General features: G+C 65.9%; 19 protein-coding genes. 11 read left to right on the top strand and 8 right to left on the bottom strand.

Annotated features, from left to right (window positions below; translation table 11 throughout):
* Window position 1: 1 nt before the first annotated feature.
* The 5 genes from AC1RB9_RS20550 to AC1RB9_RS20530 all read left to right on the top strand — a co-directional run bounded on the left by AC1RB9_RS20550 (window position 2) and on the right by AC1RB9_RS20530 (window position 4,810).
* Window positions 2–1,147, top strand: a complete 1,146-nt coding sequence (locus tag AC1RB9_RS20550) for an acyl-CoA dehydrogenase family protein (protein WP_003123195.1) — start codon at window positions 2–4, stop codon at window positions 1,145–1,147.
* A 40-nt stretch (window positions 1,148–1,187) separates the two neighbouring features.
* Window positions 1,188–2,105: an SDR family NAD(P)-dependent oxidoreductase gene (locus AC1RB9_RS20545; RefSeq protein WP_003123194.1), complete on the top strand. Its 918-nt coding sequence runs from the start codon at window positions 1,188–1,190 to the stop codon at window positions 2,103–2,105.
* Window positions 2,106–2,120: 15 nt separating this feature from the next.
* A complete protein-coding gene (locus AC1RB9_RS20540) occupies window positions 2,121–3,107 on the top strand; it encodes an NADH:ubiquinone reductase (RefSeq protein ID WP_004353331.1) in 987 nt (328 codons plus the stop codon).
* A 78-nt stretch (window positions 3,108–3,185) separates the two neighbouring features.
* Window positions 3,186–4,436, top strand: coding sequence for an OprD family porin (locus AC1RB9_RS20535; RefSeq protein ID WP_023086513.1), 1,251 nt, complete (start codon window positions 3,186–3,188; stop codon window positions 4,434–4,436).
* Window positions 4,437–4,534: 98 nt separating this feature from the next.
* Window positions 4,535–4,810: a zinc ribbon domain-containing protein gene (locus tag AC1RB9_RS20530; RefSeq protein WP_010792073.1), complete on the top strand. Its 276-nt coding sequence runs from the start codon at window positions 4,535–4,537 to the stop codon at window positions 4,808–4,810.
* Between the two features lie 2 nt (window positions 4,811–4,812).
* Here the strand turns inward: AC1RB9_RS20530 and AC1RB9_RS20525 are convergent, their stop codons facing one another.
* Window positions 4,813–5,289: a GreA/GreB family elongation factor gene (locus AC1RB9_RS20525; RefSeq protein WP_003112531.1), complete on the bottom strand. Its 477-nt coding sequence runs from the start codon at window positions 5,287–5,289 to the stop codon at window positions 4,813–4,815.
* Between the two features lie 174 nt (window positions 5,290–5,463).
* Between AC1RB9_RS20525 and amaB the strand changes: the two genes are divergently transcribed.
* The 5 genes from amaB to AC1RB9_RS20500 all read left to right on the top strand — a co-directional run bounded on the left by amaB (window position 5,464) and on the right by AC1RB9_RS20500 (window position 11,759).
* Window positions 5,464–6,957: an L-piperidine-6-carboxylate dehydrogenase gene (amaB, locus tag AC1RB9_RS20520; RefSeq protein WP_003086325.1), complete on the top strand. Its 1,494-nt coding sequence runs from the start codon at window positions 5,464–5,466 to the stop codon at window positions 6,955–6,957.
* A 55-nt stretch (window positions 6,958–7,012) separates the two neighbouring features.
* Window positions 7,013–8,299 carry an L-pipecolate oxidase gene (gene amaA, locus AC1RB9_RS20515; protein WP_481864876.1) on the top strand — a complete coding sequence of 429 codons (1,287 nt, stop codon included), beginning with the start codon at window positions 7,013–7,015 and terminating at the stop codon, window positions 8,297–8,299.
* A gap of 72 nt (window positions 8,300–8,371) precedes the next feature.
* The gene (locus tag AC1RB9_RS20510) at window positions 8,372–8,740 is read left to right on the top strand and encodes an antitoxin Xre/MbcA/ParS toxin-binding domain-containing protein (protein ID WP_003086329.1); all 369 of its coding nucleotides are present in this window, start codon (window positions 8,372–8,374) and stop codon (window positions 8,738–8,740) included.
* Window positions 8,741–8,874: 134 nt separating this feature from the next.
* Window positions 8,875–9,630: an RES family NAD+ phosphorylase gene (locus AC1RB9_RS20505; protein WP_003449003.1), complete on the top strand. Its 756-nt coding sequence runs from the start codon at window positions 8,875–8,877 to the stop codon at window positions 9,628–9,630.
* A 767-nt stretch (window positions 9,631–10,397) separates the two neighbouring features.
* Window positions 10,398–11,759: a DNA recombination protein RmuC gene (locus AC1RB9_RS20500; RefSeq protein WP_003081943.1), complete on the top strand. Its 1,362-nt coding sequence runs from the start codon at window positions 10,398–10,400 to the stop codon at window positions 11,757–11,759.
* A gap of 154 nt (window positions 11,760–11,913) precedes the next feature.
* Here the strand turns inward: AC1RB9_RS20500 and quiP are convergent, their stop codons facing one another.
* From quiP to AC1RB9_RS20480, 4 genes are all read right to left on the bottom strand, one after another.
* Window positions 11,914–14,457, bottom strand: coding sequence for an acyl-homoserine-lactone acylase QuiP (gene quiP / locus AC1RB9_RS20495; RefSeq protein WP_003140632.1), 2,544 nt, complete (start codon window positions 14,455–14,457; stop codon window positions 11,914–11,916).
* A 122-nt stretch (window positions 14,458–14,579) separates the two neighbouring features.
* Entirely contained in the window at window positions 14,580–15,221 is a 642-nt protein-coding gene (locus AC1RB9_RS20490; RefSeq protein ID WP_003112525.1) for a glutathione binding-like protein, read from the bottom strand.
* Window positions 15,222–15,387: 166 nt separating this feature from the next.
* Window positions 15,388–15,588 carry an SEC-C metal-binding domain-containing protein gene (locus tag AC1RB9_RS20485; protein WP_003081984.1) on the bottom strand — a complete coding sequence of 67 codons (201 nt, stop codon included), beginning with the start codon at window positions 15,586–15,588 and terminating at the stop codon, window positions 15,388–15,390.
* A gap of 7 nt (window positions 15,589–15,595) precedes the next feature.
* The gene (locus tag AC1RB9_RS20480; protein ID WP_003081986.1) at window positions 15,596–16,090 is read right to left on the bottom strand and encodes an LEA/WHy family protein; all 495 of its coding nucleotides are present in this window, start codon (window positions 16,088–16,090) and stop codon (window positions 15,596–15,598) included.
* Window positions 16,091–16,404: 314 nt separating this feature from the next.
* Here AC1RB9_RS20480 and AC1RB9_RS20475 point away from each other — a divergent pair, with 314 nt between their 5' ends.
* Window positions 16,405–16,965, top strand: coding sequence for a hypothetical protein (locus AC1RB9_RS20475; RefSeq protein WP_003081987.1), 561 nt, complete (start codon window positions 16,405–16,407; stop codon window positions 16,963–16,965).
* Window positions 16,966–17,084: 119 nt separating this feature from the next.
* On the opposite strand, the gene AC1RB9_RS20470 is transcribed toward AC1RB9_RS20475, so the two are convergent.
* The 3 genes from AC1RB9_RS20470 to AC1RB9_RS20460 form a co-directional block, all read right to left on the bottom strand.
* Window positions 17,085–17,705: a trimeric intracellular cation channel family protein gene (locus AC1RB9_RS20470; protein WP_003081997.1), complete on the bottom strand. Its 621-nt coding sequence runs from the start codon at window positions 17,703–17,705 to the stop codon at window positions 17,085–17,087.
* An 82-nt stretch (window positions 17,706–17,787) separates the two neighbouring features.
* Complete coding sequence (locus AC1RB9_RS20465) at window positions 17,788–18,105, bottom strand: hypothetical protein (RefSeq protein WP_003082000.1); 318 nt, start codon at window positions 18,103–18,105, stop codon at window positions 17,788–17,790.
* The gene (locus AC1RB9_RS20460; protein ID WP_003082003.1) at window positions 18,105–18,578 is read right to left on the bottom strand and encodes a YchJ family protein; all 474 of its coding nucleotides are present in this window, start codon (window positions 18,576–18,578) and stop codon (window positions 18,105–18,107) included. Before AC1RB9_RS20460 ends, AC1RB9_RS20465 begins: the two co-directional genes overlap by 1 nt.
* Window positions 18,579–18,580: the final 2 nt, after the last annotated feature.

Below are 18,580 nucleotides of genomic sequence, written 5' to 3'. Positions count from 1 at the left end.
GATGAGCGACTACGACAGTCTCGATGACAACGCCTTTCGCCTGATGGTCCGTGAGTGGATCGCCGCCAACTATCCGCAGCGCATCCGCAATCCGCCCCGTCGCCTGGGGCGCGAGGAAACCCGCGAGTGGTACCTGCTGTTGTCGCGCCAGGGCTGGCTGTGTCCCGGCTGGCCCAGGGAGTACGGCGGCATGGGGCTGAGCGCCGGCAAGCAACTGATCATGATGGAGGAAATGGAGGAGTACGGCTGCGCGCGCCTGCCCGACAGCGGCGTGACCATGCTCGGCCCATTGTTGATCCGCTATGGCGACGAGGCGCAACGGGCGCGCTTCCTGCCGCGCATTCTCAGCGGCGAAGACATCTGGTGCCAGGGCTACAGCGAGCCCAACGCCGGCTCCGACCTGGCCAGCCTGCGCACCGAGGCGCGCCTGGAAAACGGCGAGTGGGTGATCAACGGACAGAAGACCTGGACCACCATGGGCTCGGAGGCCAACTGGATCTTCCTGCTGGTCCGCACCGAGCGCAGCGCCAAGGCGCAGCACGGCATCAGCTTCCTGCTGGTGCCGATGGACAGCCCGGGCATCGAGGTGCGGCCGATCCTCAACCTGGAGCTGCACGGCGAGTTCTGCGAAGTGTTTTTCAACGACGTGCGGGTGCCCTACGACAGCCTGGTCGGCGGAATCAACCAGGGTTGGAGCATGGCCAAGGCGCTGCTCGGTTTCGAGCGGATCTTCCTCGGTTCGCCCAAGCAGTCCACCTTCGCTCTCCAGCGCCTGGAGCGCCTGGCCCGGCACCTGGGACTGTGGCACGACCCTCTGTTCGTGCGCCGCTTCGCCGCGCTGAGCATGGACCTGGACAGCCACAAGGCGCTCTACGAGCGTTTCGCCGAACGCCTGCGGCGTGGGGAGAGCCTCGGCCCGGAGGTATCCATGCTGAAGATCTTCCAGTCCGAACTGTTCCAGCGCATCAGCGAGCTGGGCCTGGAGGTCGCCGGGGAGGATTCGGCCCTGCTGCAGCCCTTCGCCGAAGACCCCGAGTTGCATCCGGCGGGGATCTTCATCCAGTCGCGGCCGACCACCATCTACGGCGGCAGCAACGAAATCCAGCGCAACATCCTGGCCAAGAGCGTCCTCGGCCTGCCGGGCTGAGCGCAACCGAACGACATCCACGGGACGAAGAGGATTACCCATGAGCAGCAGACTCAATGAAGGCAAGGTCGCGATCGTTACCGGCGCGGGCGGCGGCATCGGCCGCGAGATCGCCCTGGCCCTGGCCGATTCCGGGGCACGGGTGGTGATCAACGATATCGGCGTATCGCTACAGGGCGAGGGCGGGTCGGCCTCGCCGGCCGAAGAGACCCTTGGCCTGATCCGCCAGCGAGGCGGCGAAGGTCTGATCAACACCGACAGCGTCGCCGACTGGGACAGCGCGCGGCGTATCGTCGAATGCGCCATGGACGGTTTCGGGCGTCTGGATATCGTGGTGAACAACGCTGGCATCCTGCGCGATGCGATCTTCCACAAGATGAGCGCCGACGACTGGCTGTCGGTGATCAATGTCCATCTCAACGGCAGCTTCTTCGTCAGCCGGGCCGCCGCCGAACGCTTCCGTACCCAGCAGGCCGGCGCCTTCGTACACATGACCAGCACTTCCGGGCTGATCGGCAACTTCGGCCAGGCCAATTATTCCGCGGCCAAGCTGGGCATCGTCGCCTTGAGCAAATCCATCGCCCTCGACATGCAGCGCTACAACGTGCGTTCGAATTGCATCGCGCCGTTCGCCTGGAGCCGGATGACCGACTCGATCCCGGCCGCAACCCCGGAGCAGAAGGCCCGCGTCGACAAGCTGCAGCGCATGACCCCCGAGAAGAACGCGCCGCTGGCCGTCTACCTGGCGTCCGACGCCGCCCGCGAGGTCACCGGCCAGGTGTTCGCCGCGCGTCACCACGAACTCTTCCTGATGAGCCAGAGCCGGCCGCTGCGCAGTGTGCATAGCGAGCACGGCTGGACCCCGCAGAGCATCGCCGAGCACGGCATGCCGGCGTTGCGCGGCAGCTTCATGGACCTGGCGCGCAGCCCGGACGTGTTCTCCTGGGACCCGATCTGACCGAGGAGGCAATCCATGGGCGTGTTCAGGACCCGTTTCACCGAGACCTTCGGCGTCGAACACCCGATCATGCAGGGCGGCATGCAGTGGGTCGGCCGTGCCGAGATGGCTGCGGCGGTGGCCAACGCCGGTGGCCTGGCGACGCTGTCGGCGTTGACCCAGCCGAGCCCGGAGGCACTGGCTGCGGAGATTGCCCGCTGCCGCGAGCTGACCGATCGGCCGTTCGGGGTCAACCTGACCTTGCTGCCGACGCAGAAGCCGGTGCCCTATGCCGAATATCGCGCAGCCATCATCGAGACGGGAATCCGCGTCGTCGAAACCGCCGGCAACGACCCCGGCGAGCACATCGCCGAATTCCGTCGACACGGCGTCAAGGTGATCCACAAGTGCACCGCCGTGCGCCATGCGCTCAAGGCCGAGCGACTGGGCGTGGACGCCGTCTCCATCGACGGCTTCGAGTGTGCCGGCCACCCGGGCGAGGACGACATCCCCGGCCTGGTGTTGCTGCCGGCCGCGGCCAACCGGCTACGCGTGCCGATCATCGCCTCCGGCGGTTTCGCCGATGGACGTGGCCTGGTCGCGGCGCTGGCGCTGGGCGCCGACGCGATCAACATGGGCACGCGCTTCCTGGCCACTCGCGAATGTCCGATACACCCTGCGGTGAAGGCGGCGATCCGTGCGGCCGACGAGCGTTCCACCGACCTGATCATGCGTTCCCTGCGCAATACCGCGCGGGTGGCGCGCAACGCGATCAGCCAGGAAGTACTGGCGATCGAGGCACGCGGCGGCGCCGGCTACGCCGATATCGCCGCGCTGGTCAGCGGCCAGCGCGGTCGCCAGGTGTACCAGCAGGGCGATACCGACCTGGGGATCTGGTCGGCCGGCATGGTCCAGGGCCTGATCGACGACGAACCGGCCTGCGCCGAGTTGCTCAGGGACATCGTCGAGCAGGCGCGCCAACTGGTGCGTCAACGCCTGGAGGGCATGCTCGCCGGGGTCTGATCCGCTCCGCCACGGCGGTCGCGGCAGGGAGTGGCCGCGGCGCCGTGTCTATCCACTGACGACGAAGAGACAACAACAATGAAAATTCTTCCCGTTCCGATGCTGGCCGCGGGGCTGGCGTTGCTGCCGTCGTTCGCCCAGGCGGAGTTTTTCGCCGACGGCAAGGCCGGCCTCGAACTGCGCAATTTCTATTTCAATCGCGACTATCGCCAGCCCGGCGCCAGCCAGTCCTATTCGGAGGAGTGGGCGCAGGGTTTCCTGTTGCGCTACGAGTCCGGCTACACCGAGGGGCTCTTCGGTCTGGGCATCGATGCGCTGGGCCTGCTGGGCGTCAGGCTGGACTCCTCGCCAGAGCGATCCGGTAGTGGTCTGTTGCCGTATTCGACGAGCGACCGGCGCGCCGCCCACGACTATTCCAGCCTGGGCCTGACCGCCAAGCTACGGGTCTCGCACAGTACGCTGAAGATCGGCAGCCTGATGCCCAGGCTGCCGGTGGTGCAGTTCAACGACACGCGCCTGCACCCGCAAACCTTCCAGGGTGGACTGCTGGAAGTGAACGAGATCGACGGGCTGGCGCTGCAGTTTGGCCAGTTGCGCCAGGTCAAGCAGCGCGACTCGACCAACGCCGAAGACCTCGGCATCACCCGCGGCAACAAGCGCAACGTACTGGCGGGCCGGCACCCCGGCAGCGACCGCTTCGACTTCGCCGGCGGTACCTACCGCTGGAGCGAGCGCCTGAGCAGCAGCTACCACTACGCCAACCTGGAGGATTTCTACCGCCAGCATTATCTCGGCGTGCAGCACCTCTTGCCGCTCACCGATGACCGGTCGCTGAAGTCCGACATCCGCTGGGCGCGTTCCACCGACGAGGGCGGCAGCCGCGTCGACAATCGCGCGCTGAATGCGCTGTTCACCTATCGCCTGGGTGGCCACGCCTTCGGCCTCGGCTACCAGCGCATGTCCGGCGACAGCGGCTTCGCCTACCTGGCCGGGACCGATCCGTATCTGGTCAACTTCGTGCAGATCGGCGATTTCGCCAACAAGGACGAGCGCTCCTGGCAGTTGCGCTACGACTACGACTTCGCCGCCATCGGCCTGCCCGGCCTGACATTCATGAGCCGCTACCTGCGTGGCGAACACATCGACCTTCTGGACGGCGGTGGGCGCGGCAAGGAATGGGAGCGGGACACCGATATCGCCTACCTGGTGCAATCGGGGCCGCTGAAGAACCTGGGGATCAAGTTGCGCAACGGCACCTTCCGCAGCGATTTCGGCAACGACATCGACGAGACCCGGCTGATCGTCAGCTACGCGTTGCCGCTGTGGTGAAGCGGACTTGAGTTTCCCGATGTTTCCGCGCCATTGACCCTGTAGTGGCTACAGCCTTTTCACTGGAAGCCGTCAGATCCAGACGAGAGGGTTGTGCCATGGGGTTCTTCGAACGGTTGTTGATGGGTGGGCGTCATCATGGACAGGGCGGTGGTCATCACGGCGGCGGTCATCACCGCGGTCAGGGCGGCTATCCGCCGGCGCCAGTCGCGGCGGGAATGGCCTGTCGCGCCTGCCGCACCGCGAATGCGGCGACGGCACGATTCTGCCAGGGCTGCGGCGGCGCCCTGGCGCCGCTGCGCTGTATCGCCTGCAGCGCCGATCTCGCGGCGGGCGCGAAGTTCTGCGGCGCCTGCGGTGCGCCGCAGCAGTAGCCTCAGTCGACGGCGAGGATTTCCACCGCAAGGGGGGAGTCCTTCGCCCCGGTCTCGTCGCCCGGGTGCCTGCCGATCAGGCTCTGGCCCAGTGGCGAGCGAGGCGTGATGACCAACACCTCGCGACCTTCGCAATCGATCTTCAGCCCGGCCGCCTCGGGGCCGAGGAACACTGTTCGCCGGCTGCCGTCGGCGTTCAGCAGGGTGACCAGCGCGGTGAGCTGGATGCCCTGTTCCTCGTCGAAATCGCGCAGCACCAGGTTGCGGTACAGGCCCAGCGCCTGGCGGATCTCCTCGACCCGGCGCGACTGCCCGGCGGCCAGGTAGGCCGCTTCCAGGCCGAGGGTGTCGTACTTGTTCTCGGCGACGTTCTCTTCGTGGGTTGCCGTCTCATGGGCGGTCTGCGCGGCGCGGACGGCGACTTCCAGGTCCGCGGCGAGCTTTTCCGTGATCAGGCGCAACAGCTTTTTCTTGTCCATGTCGGGTAGGCGGGGGCTGGCCGGCGAAGGCGTGCATGGTACGGGAAACACGGCGGATCGCGACAGCTCGGAGCCAGTATGAAAACTCGGAATGACGTGGCGAATAAAGGTCGTTTGTCGCTACCGGGCAAACCGACTAAAACGAGCGGAAACGAACAGCCAGGAGAACCTCACATGATCGACGGATTGCTGCGCAGTCTCGGCCTCGACCCCAATGCTTTTCGCGATGGCGAGCTTGCCGTGCATACCCCCATCGACGGCAGTCGCCTGGCTGCGGTGCGACTGGAGGGGCGCGCCGCCGTTGCCGCCAAGGTCGAGCGCGCCGAACAGGCGTTCCGCGCCTGGCGCCAGGTGCCGGCGCCGCGCCGTGGTGAACTGGTGCGGCTGTTCGGCGAGGAATTGCGTCGGCACAAGGCCGAACTCGGCGAACTGGTGTCCTGGGAGGCGGGCAAGATCACCCAGGAAGGCCTCGGCGAAGTCCAGGAAATGATCGATATCTGCGACTTCGCGGTGGGCCTCTCGCGCCAGTTGTACGGTCTTACCATCGCATCCGAGCGTCCCGGCCACCACATGCGCGAGACCTGGCACCCGCTGGGCGTGGTAGGCGTGATCAGCGCGTTCAACTTCCCAGTCGCGGTGTGGTCGTGGAATACCGCGCTGGCGCTGGTCTGCGGTAATTCCGTGGTCTGGAAGCCTTCGGAGAAGACCCCCCTCACCGCACTGGCCTGCCAGGCACTGTTCGAGCGTGCCGCGCGGGCCTTCGGCGGCGATGCGCCGGCGCACCTGAGCCAATTGCTGATCGGCGACCGCGAGGCCGGCGAAGCGCTGGTGGACGACCGTCGCGTCGCCCTGGTCAGCGCCACCGGCAGCACTCGCATGGGGCGCGAAGTGGCGCCGCGGGTGGCGGCGCGTTTCGCTCGCTGCATCCTCGAACTGGGCGGCAACAACGCGATGATCCTGGCGCCAAGCGCCGACCTCGACCTGGCGGTGCGCGGCATCCTGTTCGGCGCGGTGGGCACCGCCGGGCAGCGCTGCACCACCTTGCGCCGGTTGATTGCCCATGAGTCGGTGAAGGACGAGATAGTCGAGCGCCTCAAGGCAGCCTATTCCAGGGTCCGTATCGGTCATCCGCTGGAGGGCAACCTGGTCGGGCCGCTGATCGACGAACGCAGCTACCTGGCCATGCAGGACGCCCTGGCGCGAGCCCGCGAGCAGGGGGGGCGGGTGTTCGGCGGCGAGCGGCAATTGCAGGAGCGCTATCCGGATGCCTACTACGTGTCGCCGGCCATCGTCGAGATGCCGGGACAGACCGAAGTGGTGCGCACGGAGACCTTCGCACCGATCCTGTACGTGGTCGGCTACCGCGATTTCGACGAGGCCCTGCGCCTGAACAACGAGGTTCCCCAGGGACTGTCGTCGTGCATCTTCACCACCGACCTGCGCGAGGCGGAACTGTTCCAGGGCGCGGCGGGCAGTGACTGCGGGATCGCCAACGTCAACATCGGCACCAGCGGGGCGGAAATCGGCGGGGCGTTCGGCGGCGAGAAAGAGACCGGCGGCGGCCGCGAGTCCGGCTCGGACGCCTGGAAGGCCTACATGCGACGGCAGACCAACACCGTCAACTATTCCCGCGAGCTGCCGCTGGCACAGGGCATCACCTTCGATTGAACGGGGCGCGGCGGGCTCCCGCCGCATGGCAATGAGGCTGGCAGCGGAGTCGCGCATGGGCGGTTTGCAGCAACGGTGTCTGTGGGAAGTGGTTACGCCTCGCCTGTCCGGAGCGGCGAGCCTGAACGGCGAGCAGCGCGCCGACGTATGTGTGATCGGCGCCGGTTTCACCGGGCTTTCGGCGGCGCTCCACCTGCTGGAGGCCGGCCGTTCGGTGTGCGTGCTGGAAGCGTACGAGGTCGGCCACGGCGGGTCGGGACGTAATGTCGGATTGATCAACGCCGGCACCTGGATTCCCCCGGACGAGGTGCTCGCCACCCTCGGCGCCGAGCAGGGAGAAAAGCTCAACGCCGTGCTGGGGCGGGCGCCGGCGCTGGTGATGGAGACCATCGAACGCCTCGGCATCGATTGCCAGTTGCGCCGCGAGGGCACCCTGCACATGTCGCACAACGCCAGCGGCGTGGCCGATCTGCAACGCCGTCACGCGCAGTGGACGCGCCGCGGCGCTCCGCTGGAGTTGCTGACCGGCGCGGCTTGCCACGAGGCCTGCGGCACCCGGCGAATCAGCGCGGCGTTGCTCGACCGACGCGCCGGCACTCTCAATCCCATGGCCTATTCGCGTGGACTGGCTACCGCCGTCGTACAGCGGGGTGGGCAACTGTACCAGCGCTCGCCGGTGCTCGCCCTGGAGCGGCAGGGCGCGCTGTGGGCGGTGCGCAGCGCCGCGGGGGCGGTACTGGCGGAACAGGTGGTGATCGCCTCCAACGCCTATACCGAGGGCGAGTGGACCAACCTGAGGCGGCACTTCTTTCCCGGCTACTACTACCAGGTGGCTTCGGCGCCGCTGCACGGCGCCGCGGCCGAGCGCATCCTGCCTCACGGCCAGGGTTCCTGGGATACCAGGACGGTGCTCAGCAGCATTCGTCGCGATGCCCAGGGTCGCCTGTTGCTGGGAAGCCTCGGCAATGGCGCGAACAAGCCCGCCTGGTTCCTGCGGCAATGGGCCGATCGAATCCGGAGCCATTACTTTCCCGACCTGGGCCAGGTCAACTGGGAGTACAGCTGGACGGGTTGCATCGCCTTCACCCCCGATCATCTGATGCGCCTGTTCGAGCCTGCGGAAGGCTTGCTGGCGGTGACCGGCTACAACGGACGCGGCGTGACCACCGGTACGGTAGTGGGCAAGGCGTTCGCCGACTACTTGCTGAGCGGCGAGCGAGCGACATTGCCGTTGCCGTTCAGTGACATGAAGCCCGTCCCCGCGGCCAGGCTGCGCAGTTGCGCCTACGAGATGGGTTTTTCTCTCTATCACGCCGGTCAATGCTTGCGCGTGGTTCTCTAGGCTCGACCGAATCAAGGTGTGTTTTCAGCAAAATAATGATAGTTTGTTGTAAACACACATGAGGAGGTCGTCATGAGCGCTCTCATCAAGGAACGTCCCAGCGCCGATGCCGTCCTGGCCAAGGCCGTCCTGGCCGCGCGCGAGCAATTGGGGCTGACGCAGCTCGAACTGGCCGGCATCGTCGGCGTCGATCGCAGCGCCATCAGCCGCTGGAAGACCCAGGGCCTGCGGGTGGACAGCAAGACCGGCGAGCTGGCTCTGCTGCTGGTGCGAGTCTATCGCGCACTGTATGCCCTGTTCGGCGGGCAGCAGGAGGACATGCGCCACTTCCTGCGCACTCCCAACCATCACCTGGCGGGCGAGCCGCTGGCACTGATGGGACAGGTGCAGGGCCTGGTTCATGTGCTGGAATACCTCGATGCGATCCGCGGCAAGGTCTGATACCCGGCGCGCCTGTACGGGGGCCTACGCCTGTCACGGAAAAGGCTGGCAGCCAGAGGCGACAAGCCTGGCTGAATGGAGACTGCGGTGCCGCTACGCTGGCATCCGACACCACAGGAAGCGAGGGGCGGAAGGTGAGCGAGATCTGGCGACAGTGCAAGGGTGAGCGGCATATCCGACCGCTCCAGGGGCGCCTGGTGCGGTTGGTGGAGAGCCAGGAGCAGGTGGCGACCCTGCAATTGGTCGACACCCTGGAAGAACAGGCGTTGCTCGAGGAACTGCTCGAGTCGAGCAAGCCGCCGGTGCCGGCGGATGCCGAGCCATTGCATTACCTGTTGAAGACCCCGTTCCGTTATCCGCCCTTGCGCTGGGGGTCGCGGTTTGGCCGTCGCCACGAGCCAAGCCTGTTCTACGCCGCGTTGAAGCTGGAAACGGCCATGGCCGAAAGCGCGTATTACCGTTGCGTCCTGTGGAGTGGCATGGTGGTGCCGCCACCGAGCGGGAGGATTCTGTCCGAGCACGCTTCGTTCGAGGCGGGCTGGAAGGTGGAGCGGGGAATCCGTCTGCAGGCGCCGCCTTTCTCCGATCACGAGGCTGCGCTGACCGACATCGCCGACTACCGCGCTCCCCAGGAACTGGGAACTGCCATGCGCAGCGCCGGGGTGCAGGCATTCGAATACCGTTCGGCGCGTTGCCCGGAGCGCGGCTGCAATGTCGCCCTGTTCACGCCCGCGGCCTTCACCGAAAAGCGTCCTCGCAACCTGACGCCCTGGCTGTGCGAAACCACGGCCGGTTACGTGGCCTTCAAGCCGGCGCATGTGCCGGGGTCGCCGAAAATCTTCTCCTGGGAGCTGTTCCTGGTGGACGGAAAGTTGCCGCATCCGGCGTGAGTGGAGGGGGCACGGTTGCCAGCGATCCGGGGGCGCCGTCTGAAGGCCGCCACCTGCCGGTTGGGCAGGGCTGGCCTGCATGCCCCGAGGGAAAGAGTGGCTGAGGATTTCGAACGGCATTGCCCTGCAATGGGGCGGCAAGAGGCTTCGGCGAAAATTTGTGCACAAATGGAAAGCAGCTTGTCAAGGGTTGAGAGCGTTAGGCTCTAAACGCTTGATTTTTCATGTTTGAAACGTAACTTATTGAAAAATAACGATAAAAATAGTTGGTGAAAAAATCGTCAATCTGTCCCATAGCCCCACTCCATCGGGGGTTCGGCAGTTTTTTAGGGGCTTTTCCACTGGGTTATCCACAGGATCTGTGGATTTCCCAAGCGCTTGCTCGACAGCACATCGCACGCTCCAAGGCAAGCCCTGTAGCCGCGACAAAAATGCCGTGGAAGCAGAAATGTCCCGGCGGCGAAGGGCGCAGGGCGATGGTTTCCGTTATGGAAGTATCTGAAATGTCCTGCGCATGGGGTACGCACAGCTCGGAAGCGGAGTGCTCGTTCGGCGCGGCGCTATTCGCTCGACGGTCTTTTCCCAAGAACCTAGAATCCGCTGCACGCGCGCCTGCCAGGCGGGTGTTGCGTCGTTTTCCGCTGGAGTGCCCCATGCCCGTCGATCTACCGAACCTGTTGCTTGGCCTGCTGGCTGCCGCGATTCCCCTGGCCGGCCTGGCATGGCAGCTACAGAGAAGGGCCAGCCTGGCGGAGCGCGAGATAGCCTTGCTCGGCGAGCGACTGGCGACCGCGCAACTGGCCCAGGACGGGCTGAATGCGCAGTTGGAGACCAGTAGGGAGGCTTACCAGCAACTCGGCGAGCGCCATGCCAGGCTCTCCGGCGAGGTCGCCGCGCTGCGTCGGGAAGCCGAGTTGATGGGGGAGGAGCGGCAACGGGCGTCCCAGGCGGAGGCACGTTGGGCCAGCGAGCGCCAGGGCCGGGAAGAGGAAGTGCGTCGCCTGGCTTCCGAACGGGCTGCGCTGGCTGCGGAACTTCGCGAGCAGCAGGAAAGCCACCAGCAGCGCCTGACCGACCTGCAGTCGGCCCGCGACGAGTTGCGGGCACAGTTCGCCGAACTGGCGGGAAAGATCTTCGACGAGCGCGAACAGCGTTTCGCCGAGACCAGCCAGCAGCGCCTGGGGCAGATGCTCGATCCACTGAAGGAGCGCATCCAGGCGTTCGAGAAGCGGGTGGAGGAAAGCTACCAGCAGGAAGCGCGCGAGCGTTTCTCCCTGAGCAAGGAACTGGAGCGTCTGCAGCAGCTCAACCTGCGCCTGGGCGAGGAAGCGACCAACCTGACCCGCGCGCTCAAGGGCCAGAAGACCCAGGGCAACTGGGGCGAACTGGTGCTGGAGCGGGTGCTCGAGCATGCGGGCCTGGAAAAAGGCCGGGAATACGAGACCCAGGTCAGCCTGAAGGGCGCCGAGGGCGAACGCTTCCAGCCGGACGTGCTGATCCGCCTGCCCGGCGACAAGCAGGTGGTGGTGGATGCCAAGGTCAGTCTCACGGCCTACCAGCAGTACATCGCCGCTGACGACGATCTGCTGCGCCAGCAGGCGCTGAAGCAGCACGTAACGTCGTTGCGCAACCATGTGAAAGGCCTCTCCGGCAAGGACTATCGACGCCTGGAAGGGTTGCACAGCCTCGACTTCGTCCTGCTGTTCATGCCGATCGAGGCGGCTTTTTCGACGGCCCTGCAGGCCGAGCCGAACCTGTTCCAGGACGCCTTCGCGCAGAATATCGTGATCGTCAGCCCGACCACCCTGCTGGCCACCCTGCGGGTAATCGACAGCCTCTGGCGCCAGGAGCGGCAGAACCAGAATGCGCGGGAAATCGCCGAACGTGCCGGTTCGCTGTATGACAAGTTCGTGCTCTTCGTCCAGGACCTCGATGAGGTCGGTTCGCGCCTGCAGCAACTGGACAAGGCCTATGCCGCGGCGCGCAACAAGCTCACCGAGGGACGTGGCAACCTGATCAGTCGCAGCGAGCAACTCAAGCTGCTCGGTGCCCGCGCCAGCAAGAGCCTGCCGACGGACTGGCTGGACCGGGCGCTGGTGGCGCCCGTGGAAGAGGCCGGAGAGGAGTGAGATCGGTTCGATCCCGTGCCCGGGCTTTCGAGAAAACGGAGGCTTTCCGGGAGGGGGATAAAAGAAGGGCGTCCGGAAGGACGCCCTGAAGATGATCATGGAGTAAGTCGGCTGTTCAGAGCCACGGCGCGGAGGAAAGTTCCGCGCCGTCCGTTCAGCGAGCGGGAGTGAGCGTCAGCCGCTTGTTGCCGTAAACGCGATCGAGGTTCTGTGGCTGGAACGGGAAGCTGACGTAGCGCCCCTTGAGCCAGGCGTCGATACCGTCGGCGTAGTGCGGGCTGGCCGGATTGCCGGATTGGCCGCTGCTGTTCACGCCGATCATCGGTTCGCTCTGGCCGAAGTCGACGATCAGCCGCATCGCCGGGATCAGCCAAGTGTCGAAGTCCTGGCCCCAGCCGTAGGCCGATACGTCCAGCGTGGTGTGGTCGCCGCCGGCCGGATAGGGCCCGCGATCGAGATAGCCCTTGATCGCGCCGAGTCCGGCGCGCTCGCCGGCGCCCAGGTAGGGGGCCATTTTCGAGCTGTCGCTCCGCCATTCGTAGGTGTGCAGCTTGCCCCATTGCCAGGCCTTGCGCTCGCTCCCCAGTCGCTGTTCGCAGAACTCCACGGCGGCGGCGAGGCTGCGCGCGAGGATTGCCGGCTTGTCCTCCTTCTGCGGAGTGCGGGTATCGTCCCAGAACGGACTGTCGTCGCGCCCGAGCAGGTGGTCGGCTTGCGCCGAGTAGGAGAGGTTGGCGGTCTCGACGAAGGCTTTCCAGGCAGGGCCGTCCTCCGGTCCTAGCTCGTCGAGGAATATCTGCCTGGCGCTCTCGTGGAGGAAGGCGCCGTACAGCGCGGCGTCGCTGGAGCTGGCTGTCAGCTTGCCGTCGAACGCCATCAGCCGGTCGTAGGCCTCCCGCGCCCGGCTGCGTTGCGCCTCCGGCAAGGCGTCGATGGCCTGGCGCAGCGGCGCCGCCATGCCGGGATTGTCGAACATGGCTTGCAGCTTGGCGACGAACAGCGAGGTCTGGTCGTACTGCATGCGGATCATGCTCTGGGTGTCGTGGCTCTTGCTGGCACCGGCGAGCTGGGCGATGCGCTCGGCGCGCTCCGGGTAGTACCAGGAATTGGACAACTGGGCGCCGTAGCCGGGCTGCACGGTGCGGTGGTTGGCGGTACCCAGCCAGCCCTGCTGCGGGTCCTGGTCGGAGGGGTGGAGGATCGGGTCGGCATAGCCATCCCAGTCGTAGCGGCCGTCCCAGCCAGGGGAGGGCAGCAGGCCGCGACCCTCCTTGCGGTTCGGATAGCGTCCGGTGACCTGCCAGCCGATGTGCTTTTCGTCGGCGAACACGATGTTCAGCGGCATCGCGCGAATCTCGCGGGTGGCGTCGAAGGCCTGCTCGATGGTCTTGGCCCGCGACAGGTCGAAGAAGCCGTCCAGGGTCTTGTCGGCTTCCTGCTGGATGCTCCGGTAGGCCAGTCCGTAGCCGCTCTTCAGCGGCAGCGGCTGGAGGATGTTCTTGCGCTCGCCCAGGGCGCTGTTGAGCAGCGGGCCATGGCGGGTTTCGTGGATGACCTCGCGGATCGGCCGCTGGCCCTTGATGAAGAAGGTTTCCTGGCGTTCGCGGGTTGGCTGCCACTTGCCGTCGGCCAGGTAATAGAGCCGGTTGCCCTGGCGTCGCAACTGTTCCAGGTAGAGATCCTGGTTGTCGCCCAGGACCATGGTCATGCCCCAGGCCAGCTTGCCGTTGAAGCCCGCCACCACGCCCGGCAGACCGGCGATGGAAACGCCCGCGGCCTGGTACTTGGGCGAGCGGATCTGCACGTAGTTCCACACCGACGGCATGCTCAGCGGCAGGTGGGTGTCGTTGGCCATCAGGCTCTTGCCGCTGCGGCTGCGTTGCGGCGCGATAGCCCAGTTGTTCGAGGCGGCGACCCCGAGCATGCTCAGCGCTGCGACCTGCCGCGCCGCGCCCTCGACGCCCGCGAGGCCGGGAACCTGCCCGTCCAGGCGCAGGCCCTTGAGCTTTTCCGCCTCGTCGAACGGCAGGTTTTCGTCGGGGTAGGTCGGCGTCAGCCAGGCCAGCTTGTCGCTGCCGACCTTCTGCGCGAGCGTCAGCGAGGCGATTTCTTCCTGTAGGTTCACCGCCAGGCCGAAGTTGAGCAGGGCGAAGACCAGGGCCGAGTCCTCGGGCTTCCAGTATTCCGGACGGTAGCCGGACTGGGCCAGGTCCATCGGCAGCTTGTCGCGATAGCGATACAGGTAGGCGTTGACCCCGCGCGCGTAGACCTCGAAGAAGCGTTGCAGGCGCGGCGAGGCGTTCCTGTACTGGATCTCCGCGGCCTGGCGCAGGTTCACGGTACGCATGAAACGGTCGATCTCCAGCGCGCCGGGGCCGACCATCTCGGCCAGCCGTCCCTGGGCCAGCAGGCGCAGGCTGACCATCTGGCTCAGGCGGTCGGAGGCGTGTACGTAGCCCAGGGCGAACAACGCGTCATGGAAGGTGCCGGTTTCGATCAGTGGCATGCCCAGCGCGTTGCGCCGGATCGATACGTTTTGCGCCAGGCCCTTGATCGGTTGCACGCCGGAGGTCGGCGGCAGGCTGTCGGCGTAGCGATCGTCGAGCCAGGACTGGCAACCGGCCAGGCCCAGGAGGGTGCCGAAGGCCGCGGCGGCGCCGCAACGGGGAAGAAAACGCATGAAGGCTGGCGAGGCCATGGGGTGGGGGCTCCTGCGGGAGTGGTCGCGTCGAGAGGCGCTACGTTAGTGAGGAGCGCAGGGCTGCGCAAGCTCCGCCTGCGGTCGTCCGCGAGGACGTCCGCAGGCCGGCTCGGGACTCGCTACTTCGGCGGATTGATGCGCTCCACCAAAGCATAGGCGCGTTGCGTCGCCGGACGCTGGCGAATGCTCTCGAACCAGCGCTGCAGGTGCGGAAAGTCGGCGAGATCCTGCTCCTGCCACTGGTGCGGGACGATCCACGGATAGATGGCCATGTCGGCGATGCTGTAGTCGTCGCCGGCGACGAAGGCGCGGTCCGCCAGGCGCTGGTCGAGAACGCCGTACAGGCGCGCGGTTTCCTTGACGTACCGGTCGATGGCGTAGGGAATCTTCTCCGGGGCGAAGCGGTTGAAATGGTGGTTCTGCCCTGCCATCGGCCCCAGCCCGCCCATCTGCCAGAACAGCCACTGCAGGGTTTCCTGGCGCGCGCGCAGGTCCTTGGCGAGGAAGCGTCCGGTCTTTTCCGCGAGATAGAGCAGGATGGCGCCGGACTCGAACAGCGACAGGGGAGCGCCGCCGTCGGCCGGTTGGCGATCGACGATGGCGGGAATCTTGTTGTTCGGCGACACCTTCAGGAAATCCGCCTGGAACTGGTCGCCCTGGCTGATGTTGATCGGATGGATGGCGTAGGGCAGGCCGGTTTCTTCCAGGAAAAGAGTAATCTTGTGGCCGTTCGGGGTGGTCCAGTAGTACAGGTCGATCATCGGTGCGTCTCCGGCTCGTCGATGGGCTACGAACGGAAGACTCTACGCCAGGAACCTAGGTTCGATGCAAACCGCTGTCGCGCATGACGCCCCGGCGGGGCTGGTGGCGCGCCAACGAAAAGGCCCGCTGCTCAGCGGGCCTTCGGATGCCGGCGCGTGCGAAGGGTCAGGCGCCGTGGCACTTCTTGAATTTCTTCTCGCTGCCGCAGGGGCAGGGATCGTTGCGGCCTACGGCCTTGAGCGGATTGCGCACCGGCTCGTGGCTGTGGTTGCAGTGCGGACCATGGACATGACCATGGCCATGATCGTGATGATGATCGTGGTCGTGGTTGCAGTTCGGGCCGTGTACGTGGGGTTCCTGACTCATGGTGGACCTATTCTGGGATGAAATCGCCGGGAATTATCTCGCCATTTCGTCTCAGGTGCACGCTGCGGCCGAACATCAGTCCGGTCTTCACTTCGCCTTGCAGGCGGTAGCGGATCGGCTCCTCGGGACGCTCGAGGAGCTTGACGATGTATTTCATGTGGCGCCAGAGATTGGTTCGCACCGGCACGTCGAATACCTCGTGGCCGTGGGCGGGAACCGTGAACCACTGGCCGGACTCGCCTTCTGCGAGCTGGATGTCGTTCAGTTGCACGGCGTACTGCAGGCCGCGTACCGGCAGGCTGAAATCGTTGGGGTTGTCGATGCGGAAGCGCATCACGAACTCCTGTTCCAGCAAGCGTGCCTTGACCACTTCCACCTTCAGCAGCTTGACGTCGGGGTCTTCGAAGCTGCCGGTCATCCAGCTGCAGCCCGAGAGATGGGAGAGAACTCCCCACGCCATTATTAGGCTGATAATTCTTATCATTTGCGCCTGGTAATTCATGCTATTCCCCCCGAGACGCCCCAGTTTAACAAGCAGTGATTGTGCTGCAACTTATTGTTGTGTAGAGGAAAGATGTTTCAGGTACAGGCCTGTGTCCATATGTTTCCCATAGCGCAGTCGGGGGAGCATGGAGAAGCGCGTACGCCCGTGCAAGTCTTCCCGTCGGCTGGCGTGACCGGCTCGGCTAACCTGAACGGACCCGCCGGCCGATTTGCCGGACCCAGTCACTCCACGCGTGGCTGTCGATGGGTACAATCGCTCGACGAAACGCCAGGGCCGCCATGCCGAGCGGCCCTTCACTCGGAGAGATGCCAATGAGCCGCTTTGAAATCGCCTTTTCCGGCCAGTTGGTCGCCGGCGCCCGTCCCGAGGTGGTCAAGGCCAACCTGGCCAAGCTGTTCCAGGCCGACGCGCAGCGTATCGAACTGCTGTTCTCCGGCCGCCGGGTGGTGATCAAGAACAACCTCGATGCCGCCTCCGCGGAAAAATACCGCAGCGTGCTGGAGCGAGCGGGAGCGATCGCCGTGGTCGCCGAGATGGAGGTCGAGGAGGTGGTCATGGCGCCGCCGCCTGCGCAGACGACTCCCGTGGAGGCCCCGCAGACCCGCGCCGCTACTGGTACCAGCGCGCCCGCCGGACGCTTGCAGGTAGCGCCGCGGGACGGCTACATGGCGGCGTTCGCCGAGGTCGATGCGCCGGATTTCGGCCTGGCTCCGGTAGGCGCCGACCTACAGGACGCCAAGGCCGAAGCCGAGGCGCCGAAACTCGACCTGAGCCGCTTCAGCGTCGCCCCGGTCGGTAGCGACATGGGCCAGGCACGCTCCGAGCCAGCGGCTCCGGCTCCGGACACCAGCCACCTGCGCCTGCAGGACTGAGGCGGGCAGTGGCCTGCGACAAGCCAGGGCGTGGGGCGGATAACCGCGTCGCGAGGCCGTGGCATCGGGGACTGGCGAGGGGTTGGAGGAACGCGTCGGCCAGGGGGCAGGCGCTTGCTTCAGTGGTCGAAATCGTCCTGGTAGACGAACTTGGGCATTTCCCAGTGGAAGCGGATGGCCAGCAGGCGGAACAGGAAGCCGCTGAACAGGGTGATCAGCATCGCCTGCTCGGAAGGCAGTTCCAGCTCCACGCAGATCAGGTAGCACCAGGCGCTGGCGAAGGACACGCTGGCATAGAGTTCGCGGCGGAATATCAAGGGTACGTCGTTGCACAGGATGTCGCGGAGAATGCCGCCGAACACCCCGGTGATCACCCCGCTGATCGCCGCGATCAGCAGGCTGTGGCCCATTTCCAGGCTGACCTGGCAGCCGATCAGGGTGAAGGCCACCAGGCCAACCGCGTCGAGTACCAGGAACAGCGAGCGCAGGTGGCGCATCAGCGGCGCGATGAACACTGTCACCAGCGCGGCGACTGCGGTCAGCGCCAGGTATTCCGGGTGACGGACCCAGGTCAGCGGGTAATGGCCCAGCAGCATGTCGCGTACCGAGCCGCCGCCCAGGGCGGTGACGCAGGCGATCAGCACCACGCCGAACAGGTCCATGCTGCGCCGGCCGGCCGACAGCGCACCGGTCATGGCTTCGGCGGTGATGGCGATGATGTAGAGCACGGTCAGCAGCATGGGGATGGGGCCCGGATGAAAAGGCTGCGCATTCTACCCGAGCGCTCGTCAACGCCCAAACCGCGCAGCCTGGCGCAGCATCTCAGGCGTGCATGCGCAACCAGAAGCGTTCCTGGCAGGCGTTGACGAAGTGCTTGTAGCGTGGGCTGATTTCCTGCCCGGCGGAATCCAGCACTTCGTAGCCGATCCAGCATTCCTCGCAGGCCCCGCTGCTCGGCAGGAGGTCGCGCTCGCAGTGCTGGCGCAGGCGCACGCCGTTGTCGAAACGGTAGAGCGCTTCGCAGCTGTGGATCTCGACGCCGTCCTCGCAGCGCTGTTGCTCTTCGACCTGCGCATCGCTTATCGAGACCGGCGAGGGCAGGGCATGGATGGCGCGGATATAGCTGGCGAGCGAATGCATCAGGTGATCCACGGACCGCAGCATTTCTTCAGCTTGCCGCCGGCGCCGCAGGGGCAGGGATCGTTGCGGCCGAGTTTCAGGGCCACGGTCGGATCGAGGAAGTACCAGCGACCGTTGCGCTGGACGAAGCCGGAACATTCGCGATGGGCATGTTCCCCGTCGGCGTCGTGCCAGCGCGCGACGAAGGTGACTCGCGCATGCTCCGGCTGGCCGCCGAGCACCTCGTGGTTTTCCACCTCCAGACCGAGCCAGGTGCTGCCGTGGCTCCAGGCGCGGATGCCGTCGAGATCGAGGCCGGCCTGTTGCGCCGGCAGCGTGGTGTCGCGCAGATAGTCCACCAGTCCGAGGGCGTAGGCGCTGTAGCGCGAGCGCATCAGGGCTTCCGCGGTAGGCGCGGGATGTCCCTGGTGATAGCGGCCGCAGCAATCGTCGAGCGGGTCGCCGCTGCCGCAGGGGCAGGAGGGTTGGGTCATGG

Source organism: Pseudomonas sp. 20-5 (assembly GCF_056782835.1).
Note: the sequence above shows the minus strand (reverse complement) of the source record. Positions and strands in the feature narration are given on the sequence as shown.

What these genes read in the sequence shown, in the direction of transcription:
- AC1RB9_RS20550 (WP_003123195.1), top strand. Translation starts at nt 2, where the DNA reads ATGAGCGACTACGACAGTCTCGATGACAACGCCTTTCGCCTGATGGTC.
- AC1RB9_RS20545 (WP_003123194.1), top strand. Translation starts at nt 1,188, where the DNA reads ATGAGCAGCAGACTCAATGAAGGCAAGGTCGCGATCGTTACCGGCGCG.
- AC1RB9_RS20540 (WP_004353331.1), top strand. Translation starts at nt 2,121, where the DNA reads ATGGGCGTGTTCAGGACCCGTTTCACCGAGACCTTCGGCGTCGAACAC.
- AC1RB9_RS20535 (WP_023086513.1), top strand. Translation starts at nt 3,186, where the DNA reads ATGAAAATTCTTCCCGTTCCGATGCTGGCCGCGGGGCTGGCGTTGCTG.
- AC1RB9_RS20530 (WP_010792073.1), top strand. Translation starts at nt 4,535, where the DNA reads ATGGGGTTCTTCGAACGGTTGTTGATGGGTGGGCGTCATCATGGACAG.
- AC1RB9_RS20525 (WP_003112531.1), bottom strand. Translation starts at nt 5,289, where the DNA reads ATGGACAAGAAAAAGCTGTTGCGCCTGATCACGGAAAAGCTCGCCGCG.
- amaB (WP_003086325.1), top strand. Translation starts at nt 5,464, where the DNA reads ATGATCGACGGATTGCTGCGCAGTCTCGGCCTCGACCCCAATGCTTTT.
- amaA (WP_481864876.1), top strand. Translation starts at nt 7,013, where the DNA reads ATGGGCGGTTTGCAGCAACGGTGTCTGTGGGAAGTGGTTACGCCTCGC.
- AC1RB9_RS20510 (WP_003086329.1), top strand. Translation starts at nt 8,372, where the DNA reads ATGAGCGCTCTCATCAAGGAACGTCCCAGCGCCGATGCCGTCCTGGCC.
- quiP (WP_003140632.1), bottom strand. Translation starts at nt 14,457, where the DNA reads ATGGCCTCGCCAGCCTTCATGCGTTTTCTTCCCCGTTGCGGCGCCGCC.
- AC1RB9_RS20490 (WP_003112525.1), bottom strand. Translation starts at nt 15,221, where the DNA reads ATGATCGACCTGTACTACTGGACCACCCCGAACGGCCACAAGATTACT.
- AC1RB9_RS20485 (WP_003081984.1), bottom strand. Translation starts at nt 15,588, where the DNA reads ATGAGTCAGGAACCCCACGTACACGGCCCGAACTGCAACCACGACCAC.
- AC1RB9_RS20480 (WP_003081986.1), bottom strand. Translation starts at nt 16,090, where the DNA reads ATGAATTACCAGGCGCAAATGATAAGAATTATCAGCCTAATAATGGCG.
- AC1RB9_RS20475 (WP_003081987.1), top strand. Translation starts at nt 16,405, where the DNA reads ATGAGCCGCTTTGAAATCGCCTTTTCCGGCCAGTTGGTCGCCGGCGCC.
- AC1RB9_RS20470 (WP_003081997.1), bottom strand. Translation starts at nt 17,705, where the DNA reads ATGCTGCTGACCGTGCTCTACATCATCGCCATCACCGCCGAAGCCATG.
- AC1RB9_RS20465 (WP_003082000.1), bottom strand. Translation starts at nt 18,105, where the DNA reads ATGCATTCGCTCGCCAGCTATATCCGCGCCATCCATGCCCTGCCCTCG.
- AC1RB9_RS20460 (WP_003082003.1), bottom strand. Translation starts at nt 18,578, where the DNA reads ATGACCCAACCCTCCTGCCCCTGCGGCAGCGGCGACCCGCTCGACGAT.